The sequence below is a fragment of the Synechococcus sp. R55.2 genome (genome assembly GCF_047462075.1).
In the GTDB taxonomy this organism is placed as follows: Bacteria; Cyanobacteriota; Cyanobacteriia; order Thermostichales; family Thermostichaceae; genus Thermostichus.
Genome location: NZ_JANSIH010000039.1, coordinates 1 through 11,085, shown reverse-complemented (window position 1 = coordinate 11,085; position 11,085 = coordinate 1). Strand labels below are relative to the sequence as shown.

Sequence of the window (11,085 nt, the reverse complement as noted above, 5' to 3'; positions counted from 1 at the left end):
GCGAGGGGAACCGAAGGGTCTTGGTTCCCCCTGCTTGCAGGGGGAACCTGAAGGAGGGGGTTATCAACTGCTGTTTTTTTGTGAACTTTGGCTTGGCGATTGGTATAATAGACGCCCCCAGTGATCCTCAGCCCTTGAGCGCCTCGGCGCCGCCGACCACTTCGGCAATCTCTTTGGTGATGGCGGCTTGGCGCAGGCGGTTCATGGTCAGCGTCAGCTCTTGAATCATCTTGCCTGCGTTGTCGCTCGCCATCGACATGGCGGTCATGCGGGCGCCGTGTTCGCTCGCGCTGGCTTCCAACAGTGCCTGCAGCACTTGGGTCAGCAGGTAGCGGGGCAGCAGGCGCGCCAGCAGCTCGTCCGCCGACGGTTCAAACACGAAGTCGTAGCGTGCGCCGTCGTCCTCGCCTGCGGGCGGCTCGATGGGCAGCAGCGGTAGCACCGTCGGACGCTGCGTCACGGGGTTGATGAACTGCGAGTAGATGAGGTACACACGATCCAGTTCGCCGCTGATGAACATTTCCTGCACGGCGTCGGCGACGGCGCGCGCGTCGTCCAGCCCCGCGCCTGCGGTCGGCATCGAGCGGTAGAGCGCAATCGGGTAGCCGCGCTTGCTGAAAAACTGGTACCCGCGCCGCCCGACGCAGATGAGTTTCACCTGCTCTGGGGTAAGCCCCATGTCGCGGATAGCGTTCTGCTGCGTGCGGATGAGGTTCATGTTGTACGAGCCGCACAGCCCGCGGTCGGAGGTCGCCAGCACGAAGCCGACGGTGCGCGGCTCGCGTTTTTGCAGCAAGGGATGGTCGGGCAGCTCGCCTGCGCGTCCGAGTTCCTGCAGCACATCGTGCATGCGCTGGGCGTAGGGGCGCGCCGCCAGCACGCGGTCTTGCGCCCGACGCAGGCGCGCCGCCGAGACCAACTTCATCGCCCGCGTGATTTGCTGGATGCTCTTCGCCGCGCGGATTCGCGCGCGCATGCCTCGCAGCGTTCTCATGCCAGCCCGTGCTCCTTCTGGAACTGTTGCTTGTACGCCTCAATCGCTTGACGCAGCGTGCGCTCGGTGTCCTCGTCGAGCTTCTTCTCGCGGCGGATTTTCTCGCCCAGCTCGGGGTACTTCTCGCGCATGTAGGGGTGGAAGCCCTCCTCGAAGGCGCGCACCTTCTCGACGGGGATGTCGTCCAGGTAGCCCTGCGTGCCAGCGAAGATAATCATCACCTGCTCCTCGACGGGCATCGGGGTGAACTGCGGCTGCTTGAGAACCTCTTGCAGGCGCAGCCCGCGCGCCAGCTGCAGCTGGGTGGCGCGATCCAAGTCCGAGGCGAACTGCGCGAACGCCTGCACCTCGCGGAACTGCGCCATGTCCAGTCGCAGGCGTCCCGCGACCTGCTTCATGGCGCGGATTTGCGCGTCGCCCCCGACGCGGCTGACCGAGATGCCCACATTAATCGCAGGGCGGATACCCGCGTAGAACAGGCTCGGCTCCAAGTAAATCTGCCCGTCGGTGATGGAGATGACATTCGTGGGGATGTACGCGGACACATCGCCCGCTTGCGTTTCGATGATGGGCAGCGCGGTCAGCGAGCCGCCGCCGTACTCGTCGGACATCTTCGCCGCGCGCTCCAGCAGGCGCGAGTGCAGATAGAACACATCGCCAGGATACGCCTCACGCCCTGGCGGTCGGCGCAGCAGCAGCGACACCGCGCGGTACGCCTGCGCGTGCTTCGACAGGTCATCGTACACCACCAGCGCGTCCATGCCGTTGTCGCGGAAGTATTCGCCCATCGCGCAGCCCGCGTAGGGCGCAAGGTACTGCAGACTGTTCGGGTCGCTCGCCGACGCCACGACGACGGTGGTGTATTGCATCGCGCCGTAGCGCTCCAGCGTGTCGATGAAGCGGGCAATCGCCGCCATCTTCTGCCCAATCGCGACATAGATGCAGTACACGGGCTTCTCGCCTTCGGTCTCGTGCGTGTATTTCTGGTTGATGATGGTGTCCAGGATGATGGCGGTTTTGCCTGTGGAGCGGTCGCCGATGATGAGTTCGCGTTGCCCGCGCCCGATGGGAATCATCGCGTCGATGGCTTTGATGCCCGTTTGCAGGGGCTGCTTGACGGGCTGGCGGGTGATGACGCCAGGCGCAATCACCTCGATGCGGCGGTACTCCTCGGCGACGATGGGACCCTTGCCGTCCAGCGGTCGTCCGAGCGCGTCCACCACGCGTCCCAGCAGCGCCTTGCCGACGGGCACTTCGGCGATGCGCCCCGTGCGCTTGACGGGATCGCCCTCCTTGAGTTCCTCGTCGGAGCCAAGCACGATGACGCCGATGCTGTCCTCTTCGAGGTTCAGCACCATGCCCATCACCTCGTGCGGGAACTCCAGCAGTTCGCCCATCTGCGCGTCGGGCAGCCCGTACACGCGGGCGATGCCGTCGCCGACTTGCAGTATTGTGCCGACGCTTTCGGCGGTCGGCTTGCCGTCGGCGGTCTCTATTTCCTTCGCTAAAATGCTGGTAATCTCTTCGGGTCGGATAGCCATGATTGCACCTCGCTTACTCTGTGCTGGTGGCGCGTGCGCCGCGCCGTTCGATTTCGAGCGTGATGTGGTCGCGCAGGCGGTCTAACGCGCCGCGCAGCGTGCCGTCGATCTGGTAGTCGCCGATGCGCACGCGCACGCCGCCAATCAGTTCGGGGTTCGTCTCGAAAGTCGGGATAATCGTCTTGCCCGTGCTTTGCTGAAGTTTCTGCACGAGCGCGTTCTGTTCGGCGTCGGTGAGCGGGGTCGCCGACTGGATATGCGCCCGCGCGATGCCTTGATGCGCCTCTTGGAGTTTCTGGAACTCGTCGCAGACGGCGTCGAGCATTTTTTCGCGCCGCTTTTCGACGAGCAGTTCGAGCATGCGCATCGTGTGGGGCTGGACGCGCTCGCGGAACGCCTCGCGCAGGCGGTCGCGCTTGCGGTCGCGCGGGATGAGCGGGCTGTAGAAAAAGGCGCGCAGCTCATCCGATTCGCGCATGATGCCGCGCAGGTTGCGCAGGTCGTCTGCCGTCGCCTGCAGTTGGTTCTGCTTCAGCGCGACTTCGAACAGGGCGCGGGCGTAGCGTCGGGCGACACGCAGGTCTACCATTTAGCGCACCTCCGCGGTCTCGATGAATTCCTGCACCAGTCGGCGGTGGCGTTCGTCGGTCATCGCCTCGCGCAGCAGCCGTTCGGTCGCCGCGAGCGTCAGGTCGGCGACATAGGTCTGCAGCTCACTGCGCAGTTTCTCGCCTTCCAGTTTCGCCTGCTCTTGGGCGCGTGCGACGATGTCGTCCGCTTGACGGCGCGCGTCGGCGACGATTTGGTCACGCAGTTGCTGCGCCTCGCCGACGGCTTGCTGGATGCGCTCGCGCGCTTCCGCTTCAATCTGCGCCAAGCGCGCCTCGTATTCCGTGCGCAGCTGCTCCATCGCGCGTCGGTCGGCTTCGATCTTGTCGTAGGTCGCGTTGATGTCTTGGCGGCGCGCCTCCAGCATCGCGTTCAACGGCTTCCAGAAGAACTTGGTCATCACCCACAGCAGCACGAGGAAACCGACCAACTGGATGAGCAGGATATTGAAGTCGATTCCGAGCAGCTCGAGCAGTCCGCCGCCCTTGCCGCCTTCCGCCGCGCCGAGCAGGTTCGGTAAATACAGGTACAGTTGGAGCATTGTTCGTGAACCTCCTGCGGGAGAGGCGGACTGCCCCTCCCGACGCCGTGATTACTGCCCGCTAATAGTCGGCAAGCGACCCTGCAGCAGGAAGAAGATGACGAACGAGAACAGCACGAGCGACTCGATAAACGCCAGACCGATGATCATGCCTGTCTGGATGCGCCCTGCCATTTCGGGTTGTCGCGCCATCCCTTCCATCGCGCCCGCGACTGCGCGCCCTTGACCCAGACCCGCGCCGATAACTGCCAGCGGCAAGCCCAAGCCGACGGCTAACGCCAGTCCCATCAGATACAGCCCAGTACCTACTTCCATAGTGTTCCTCCTTGTTTAGTGTATTGCCGCAACTCCCTGCGGCGGCTCCTCTGTAGCAGAGGAAAGCGTCTCAGTGCGCATGTGCATGCTCGCCGTGATGCTCCTCATGATGCTCCGTCGCCAGCGCAAGGTAAATCAGCGTCAGGATCGAGAACACAAACGCCTGCACGAACGCCACCAGCAACCCAAGCAGCATCACAGGGAACTGAATCGGCAAAGGAATGAAGGTCGCCTTAAAGATGGGCATCGCCAGCGCGGTAATCAGCGCCATCGTGACCTGCTCCTTGCCGAACATGTTGGCGTACAGACGGATTGAGAGCGAGACGGGCTTTGCCAACTCGCTGACGATTTCGATGACGAACAATAGCGGCGATAGCAGCACGGGCACCTCGCCCCAACGCGCGAAGTGCTTCAGGTAGCCGCCCAGCCCCCGCGCGCGGATGCCTTCATACTGCACATAGACAATCACAATCAGCGCAAGGGCAATCGTGGTGTTCAAGCTGGCGGTGGGCGCGATTCCGGGCGGAATCAAGCCCATGAGGTTGCTAAACAGGATAAACAGGAAAATCGTGCCTGCGAGGGGGACATATTTGCGTCCGTGTTCGCCCACAACGCTGACGGCGAGGTTGTCAAAGAATTCGTAGATAATCTCTGCAAGGTTTTGTAGCCGCCCTGGACGACGCTGCATGTTGCGGGTTGCTGCGAGGGCGACCAGCAGCAGCGCGAGCGCCGCGATACCCGATAGCACAGAAAAAACGGGCGGCGGCACATGCGCCCCAAGACCCGTTTGCGTCCATACCCAAAGCGCGTTCAGCTGTCCGTCCACAGATGCGCGTCTCCTTCGCCGTCCTTAGACGCCTATAGTATACCTGCTCGGCGTTCAGCGCGTCAAGGGGTGCGGGCGCGTGCGCCGAATCGGGACTTAAGTCCCGCAACAGGCGACGCGGGCAGGCAGTATCTCGATTCAGGAGGTACATCATGACTGACGAGACTCGCCGCGAGCTGGAGGCGATTAAGTCGGAGCTGTATCGGCTGAGCTATCGCGTGCGCACCCTGGAGGAACAACTGACGCGCGAATCGCGTGAACCCAATGGAGGGGCGACCCCCCGTGTTCGCCCTGAACCCGAAACCGTTCCTGCAGGGGCGACTCCCCGTGTTCGCCCTGAACCGACCGCCGAGACCCGCGTCCGCCCTGAGCCGTCCCTTGCGCCACCGCCGCCCCCTGCAACGCCGCTGGACGAGGAGGCGCAATCGTTCGAGCGGGTGCTGGGCGGTAAGGTCGCGCTCTACACGGGGCTGACGCTGCTGTTTTTGGCGACGGCGTTCTTTCTGGGCTGGGCGTGGACGCAGCTTTCGCCTGCGGGTCGCTTGGCGCTGGGCTATGTGGGCGGCGCGCTGCTACTGGGGCTGGGCGTCGTGGCGCGGGAGCGCACGGAGCGGTGGTTCTCCGACGGGCTGATGGGCGCGGGGCTGGCGACGCTGTACCTGACCACTTGGGCGGGCTGGGAACGCTACGCGCTGCTGAGCTATGCAGGCGCGTTCGGGCTGACGGGCGCGATTACCGCGCTGGGCGTTGCGCTCGCGCTCTGGCGTGGTTCGGAGACGCTGGCGATTGTGGCGACCCTCGGCGGGTTCAGTGCGCCCGTGTGGCTGCGCGGCGATGGTGGGGGCGCGCCCACCAACTTCTTCGGCTACTTGGCTGCGCTGAACGCGGGCATGCTCGCCGTGAGCGCGTGGCGCGAGTGGCGGTATCACCAACTGACCTGCCTTGTGGCGACGATTGCCCTGCTGAACGGCTGGGCAATCACAAGCTACGCGCCCGAATACCGTCGGCTGACGCTGGGGTTCGTGTCGCTGTATTACGCGCTGTTCAGCGCGGCGTACCTGCTGCCTGACGCGCTGCGCCGCCGCACGACCGACGCGGTGAGTCTGGCGCTGTTCCTTGTGGCGTCGCTGGCGTACCTGCTTGCGGGCTACGCGCTGATTCGGGACGAGTGGCGCGAGTATCCTGGCGCGTTTCTGGCGGCGATGGGCGCGCTCTATTTCGCGCTCGGCTGGCTCAAGGCGCTCGCGAAAGACTCGCCCGCCGACGCTGCGCTATTCACGCTCGGCGTCGTGTGCGTCGCGGTGGCAATCGCCGTGCAGTTCCAGCCGTCGGCGCAGGTCGTGCTGTATGGCTTGACGGCGGCGGGGCTAATCCTCGTGGGGCTGCGCTGGCAAACGCGCCTGCTCTACGGGTTCGGAGCCTTGCTGACGCTGGCGGCGGTCGCCGCGATGTGGAGCGTGCTGATTGAGCCGATTCGGGCGCGCGTCGTGCTGCTGAACGAGCATGGGGTCGGCTGGCTCGCGCTGCTTGCGGGCGGCGGCGCAGCGCTCTATGGGCTGTATCGCGATATGCAGGCGCGCCCGCAGTCGGCGTTGGATGGGGTGTTCCCGCGCAGTGCGCTCGCGCAGCTGATTGCGCCCGCGCTGGTGATTGCGCTGGCGTGGGGCAGCGCGGAGCAGACACTCTATGCATTCGAGCTGGCGGGTCGGCGGGGCGCGCCGCTGGCGCACATGCTCGTGTCGCTGGCGTGGACGCTCATCGGCGCGGGGCTGCTGGTCGGCGGGGTGCAGGCGTCGCTGCGCGGCGTGCGCCTGATGGGGCTGGGCATGCTCGCGCTGACGACCTGCAAGCTGTTCCTGTACGACTTGGGCTTCCTGCAGATGCCCTACCGCGCGTTGAGTTTCGCGGGGCTGGGGCTTGCGCTGATTGGCGTCGCGTGGCTCTACAGCCGCTTCGGAACCGTCGAGCCGCGCGCAAATTAAGCAGGAATCGCGTCGCGGGCAGCGTATAATAAGGCAGCCATGAGGCGTTGGGTGGTTCGCTTGGGGCTTTGGGGGGCGCTGCTGCTAAGCGCGTGGGGGCAGCCGCCCGTGGAGATTAAGGCGACGCCGCTGCTGGGCAGGGCGCCCGCTGCCAACGGCGCGTTCCCGATTGCTGTGCAGCTTGAGTCGCGGCAGGGCAACTATCAGGGCATCCTGCGCGTGTCGGTCGGCAGGTTCGGCAGCAGGCGCGAGTATCTGTATCCGATTGACCTGCCTGCAGGCTCGCGCAAGGTGGTGGTCGCCACGCCGATTGTGGGGCGCTACGGCGACTTGGCGGTCATCCGCTTCGAGGCGCGCGGCGTCGGCGTGGAGACGCGCCTGCCCATCGAGCGCGTGCTGGATGTGGATCAGCTGGCGGTGGTGGTCGGCGACGCGATTGGCGGGCTGCAGGTGCTCAAACAGGTGCGCGGCGTCAGGAACCCGTTCATGCTCGATTTTCACACGAACCGCCCGATGCAGGGCGTGTACGAGGTCGCCTACTGCACGCCTGAGCTGTTCCCCGAGCAGGCGATTGCGCTCAGCGGGGCGCAGCTGATTGTGCTGACTTCGGGGGCGGAGCGGCTGCGGGCGGAGCAGTGGGCGGCGTTGCGCCTGTGGGTGCTGATGGGCGGCACGCTGGTCGCTTCGGGCGGCGCGGGCGCGGTCTACCTGCAGGCGCCGGCGCTGCGCGACCTGTTGCCCGTCCAGCCGCAAGGCACGCGCGAGGTGGCGCAGCTGACCGCGCTGGGCAACTGGCTGGGCATGCGACCCCCAACGGGCAGCGCGACCATCACCCAAGCAACACTTACCGCAGGCAAGGTTCTGCTGCAACAGGACGCGCAACCGCTGATCGCCGTGCGCCCCTACGGACTGGGCGCGGTCGTCTTTCTGGCGTTCAACCCGCTGGAGCGACCGATGAACGCCTACGACGCCCGCGTGCGCTTCTGGCAACGGGTAGTGAACGCCACAGCTGCCTACGCGCCGAGTTTCAACATCGCCGCCCTGCACGCGAATCAGTCGGGCTACACTGTAGACCGCTGGTCGGGTCAGGCAAAGATGACCATCGACGCCGACATCGACCCGCCCAGCGTGATGCTGATTGTGGCGCTGCTGGGCGCGTACTTTATGCTGGTCGTGCCGATTAACTACTGGACCCTGAAGCGGTTGCGCGCGCTGGACTGGGCGTGGCTCACGACGCCGCTGATTGCGTTGGTCTTTGTGGGCGTGCTGTGGCAGTTGGCGGGCGGGCTGTACCGCAAGTCGCTCTCCAGCAAGGTGCAGACCGTGCTGATTGCGCAGGCGGGCAGCCCCGACGCCTACGCCGTCAATAGCGCGCTCTTCTTCTTCCCCCGCGCAGGCGTGTTCGACCTGCAGTTCGACCAGAGCGACATGGTCGAGGCGGGCGTCGCCGACGAGCGCGGCGCGGGCTTCGGGCAGACGACCGTCGTGCGCACGCTTGAGGGCGACCCGAAGCGCGTGGACGGCTACCGCGTGTCGAACCTGAGCTTCCAGTGGTTCCGCTACACGCGCACGGTGCAGCTGCGGGGGCAGATTGAGGGCAGCCTGCGCCTGACGCGGCGCAACGGGGAGTGGCGACTGTCGGGCACGGTGCGCAACCGCCTGCCTTACGAGTTGCGCGAGGCGCGGGTGCTGACCCCGTATGGCTCCGTGAACATCCGTTCGCTGGAGGGGCGCGGGACGCAAACGCTGCGCAACAAGCCGCTGATTCCCGCCCCGCCGTTCAGCGCGTATGGACACAGCGGCTGGGAGCCTGTGGTTGCGCTGTCGCCTGACCAGCTGGCGCAACTGATGCTGGAGGAGCGCAAGGACGCGCCCTGTGCGCTGCTGATTGCCCGCGCGTCGGAGCCTGTGCTGCCGCCCGAACTGGGCGAGGCGACCGAACGCGCGGCGGAGGTGGTCTACATCGTGAACCTGCCGTTGGAGGGCGATGCGCCATGAGAGCGCTCCGCGAGAACCCGCTGCTGCGCTATCACCTGCTGGGCGCGACGCGCCACCGCTGGCGACGCCAACCGTGGCTGTACGGCGCGGCGGTGCTGGGGATAGGGCTGGTGTACCTGCTCGTGCTGCAGCTGACGGTTTTCAACGAGGCAAGCATCTTCGCGACGCTGTGGCTGGCGCTGTTTGTAATGTGCATCGCTGCGCCGCTGATGGCGTACAACCTGTTCTCGCTGGAGTACGAGAAGCAGACTTGGGAGTCGCTTGCGCTCACGCGGCTGACGGCGCGCGAGATTTTCTGGGGCAAGTACGGCGCGGCGCTCGCGCGGGTCGCGCTGACCACGCTGCTGTTCGCGCCGTTTTTGCTGACCACGCACCACGCGACGACCTATGTCATCACGGCGGCGTTCACTGTGCTGTTCAGCTGGGGCGCGCTGCTCGTGTCGGTCGGACTGTGGCTCTCGTTCAAGCTCAAGCGCACGCTCACGACCGCCGCCACGCTGTATGCAGGGCAGGTCTTCGTGCTACTGCTGTTCCCGTTCCTCTACCTGCTATTCAGCGGGGGCAGCGACCCAAGCACAAGCACCATCGAGGGGGTGCAGAGCTACCGAGACGGTATGCTTGCGTGGGTCGCTTCGCTTTTTGAGGGCACTTTGATTATCTTCGCCAATCCATTCTACTTGGCGTCACAGTTAAACGATCTGAGCGTGAGCCCGTCATGGTGGTGGGGCTCCACCGACTGGGACGCCTATGTGAACGGGCTGCGCTATATGCTCTGGGGCTTTGCGCAGAGCGCGATGTATCTGGGGCTGGGGGCAATGTTTGCAGGATTCGCCTATCGCGGCGTCAAAATCTCTTGGCGGAAGTAGGGGAGTTGGCTATGCTGGATGTGCAAGGGCTACGCAAGGAGTATGGGGAGCTGGTCGCCGTGCGCGATATTCGGTTCCAGCTCTATCCTGGGGATGTGTTCGGTTTTATTGGACCGAACGGCGCGGGCAAGACGACGACCATCAAGATGCTCGCGACGCTGCTGGAGCCGACCGCAGGCACGGCGACGCTGAACGGCATCGACATCGTGCGCCATCCCGAAGAGGTGCGCCCGCTGCTGGGCTATATGCCCGACTTCTTCGGCTTGTACGAGGGCATCACCGTGACCGAGTATCTGGAGTTCTTCGCGGCGGCGTACCGTATCCCCAAAGCGCAACGCGCCGCGATTATCGACAATGTGCTGGAGCTGACCGACCTGACGGTCAAAAAGGACGCCTATGTGGAGACGCTCTCGCGTGGGATGCAGCAACGCTTGTGCTTGGCGAAGAGCCTCGTGCATGACCCGATACTGCTGCTGCTGGACGAGCCTGCATCGGGCTTAGACCCGCGCGCCCGCATCGAGATCAAGGAACTCATCCGCGAGCTGGGCGCGATGGGCAAAATCGTGCTGGTCTCCTCGCACATCCTGCCCGAACTGGCAGACTTCTGCAACAAAATCGGCATCATCGAAAAAGGCGAGCTGCTCGTGTGGGGCGCGGTGGACGAGATTGTGGCGCAGCTGCAGGCAAACCGCGTGCTGGAAATCAAGCCGCTCGGCGAGCCAGACGCGCTCATCCAGCGGCTGGAGCGCGAATCGCATGTGCATGGCGTCGAAACGCGCAACGGCAGTTTGTATGTGCATTTCGCGGGCGGGCTGGAGGAGCAGGCGGACTTGCTCGCCGCGCTGATTCGCGACGGCTACCGCATCGCCGCCTTCCGCGAGGAGTCGCTGGATCTTGAGGATGTGTTTATGCAAATCACGAAGGGCGAGGTGAGCTAACTCGTTGCCCCTCCCCAGACCTTGCTCGTCGACGGGGAGGGCTAGGGTAGCGCAAGCGGCTCCTGTCGTTTCGCGGCTGGTGCAGAGGCGCACTGTCTTCAGATGGGGTGCTGCCTGTGTCTGTGTTTCGTGGTACCTCTTGAGAGAAAGTACCCCAATTTTGCCCCTGATTCCCCCAAAAAGTAGCAGGAATCGGCTGTGCTATCGGCATAATTAATGGCACTGAGCGCAAGGAGCAATCCAGTGCAGGATGCGTGTAGGCTCAGTGATTGGCGGTGGGCGTATGCTCAAGAGTCAACGCTATCATGATTCGATAATCTTGGTTGTGGACGATGAGCCGAGCGCTCTGGAGTTTCTATCGGTTCTGTTGCGCGAGGCGGGATTTGAGCAAGTGCTAATGGCGTGCAGCGTCGCGGAGGCGACTCGGCGTCTGGATTCGGCGCGCCCAGACTTGGTGCTACTGGATTGGCATTAG

11 protein-coding genes are annotated in these 11,085 nt (G+C 64.6%); 5 read left to right on the top strand and 6 right to left on the bottom strand.

Going from position 1 to position 11,085, the window contains the following annotated elements; translation table 11 throughout:
• Positions 1 to 127: 127 nt before the first annotated feature.
• The 6 genes from atpG to atpB form a co-directional block, all read right to left on the bottom strand.
• Entirely contained in the window at positions 128 to 994 is an 867-nt protein-coding gene (gene atpG / locus NW838_RS01420; protein WP_414427361.1) for an ATP synthase F1 subunit gamma, read from the bottom strand.
• On the bottom strand, positions 991 to 2,535 hold the full coding sequence (atpA, locus tag NW838_RS01415) for a F0F1 ATP synthase subunit alpha (RefSeq protein ID WP_414427360.1): 1,545 nt from the start codon (positions 2,533 to 2,535) through the stop codon (positions 991 to 993). Before atpA ends, atpG begins: the two co-directional genes overlap by 4 nt.
• Positions 2,536 to 2,548: 13 nt before the next feature.
• On the bottom strand, positions 2,549 to 3,124 hold the full coding sequence (locus NW838_RS01410) for a F0F1 ATP synthase subunit delta (RefSeq protein WP_414427359.1): 576 nt from the start codon (positions 3,122 to 3,124) through the stop codon (positions 2,549 to 2,551).
• A complete protein-coding gene (gene atpF / locus NW838_RS01405) occupies positions 3,125 to 3,685 on the bottom strand; it encodes a F0F1 ATP synthase subunit B (RefSeq protein ID WP_414427358.1) in 561 nt (186 codons plus the stop codon).
• A gap of 51 nt (positions 3,686 to 3,736) precedes the next feature.
• A complete protein-coding gene (gene atpE, locus NW838_RS01400) occupies positions 3,737 to 4,000 on the bottom strand; it encodes an ATP synthase F0 subunit C (RefSeq protein ID WP_414427357.1) in 264 nt (87 codons plus the stop codon).
• 70 nt (positions 4,001 to 4,070) lie between these two features.
• Positions 4,071 to 4,826: a F0F1 ATP synthase subunit A gene (atpB, locus tag NW838_RS01395; RefSeq protein WP_414427356.1), complete on the bottom strand. Its 756-nt coding sequence runs from the start codon at positions 4,824 to 4,826 to the stop codon at positions 4,071 to 4,073.
• A 152-nt stretch (positions 4,827 to 4,978) separates the two neighbouring features.
• On the opposite strand from atpB, the gene NW838_RS01390 reads away from it, so the two are divergent.
• The 5 genes from NW838_RS01390 (at position 4,979) to NW838_RS01370 (ending at position 11,085) form a co-directional block, all read left to right on the top strand.
• A complete protein-coding gene (locus NW838_RS01390; RefSeq protein WP_414427355.1) occupies positions 4,979 to 6,808 on the top strand; it encodes a DUF2339 domain-containing protein in 1,830 nt (609 codons plus the stop codon).
• A gap of 108 nt (positions 6,809 to 6,916) precedes the next feature.
• Positions 6,917 to 8,806, top strand: a complete 1,890-nt coding sequence (locus tag NW838_RS01385) for a hypothetical protein (RefSeq protein WP_414427354.1) — start codon at positions 6,917 to 6,919, stop codon at positions 8,804 to 8,806.
• Positions 8,803 to 9,672, top strand: coding sequence for a hypothetical protein (locus NW838_RS01380; RefSeq protein ID WP_414427353.1), 870 nt, complete (start codon positions 8,803 to 8,805; stop codon positions 9,670 to 9,672). Before NW838_RS01385 ends, NW838_RS01380 begins: the two co-directional genes overlap by 4 nt.
• An 11-nt stretch (positions 9,673 to 9,683) precedes the next feature.
• Positions 9,684 to 10,610 (top strand): ATP-binding cassette domain-containing protein, encoded by a 927-nt coding sequence (locus tag NW838_RS01375; protein ID WP_414427352.1) that lies wholly within the window; start codon positions 9,684 to 9,686, stop codon positions 10,608 to 10,610.
• Between the two features lie 250 nt (positions 10,611 to 10,860).
• Complete coding sequence (locus NW838_RS01370; protein ID WP_414427351.1) at positions 10,861 to 11,085, top strand: response regulator; 225 nt, start codon at positions 10,861 to 10,863, stop codon at positions 11,083 to 11,085.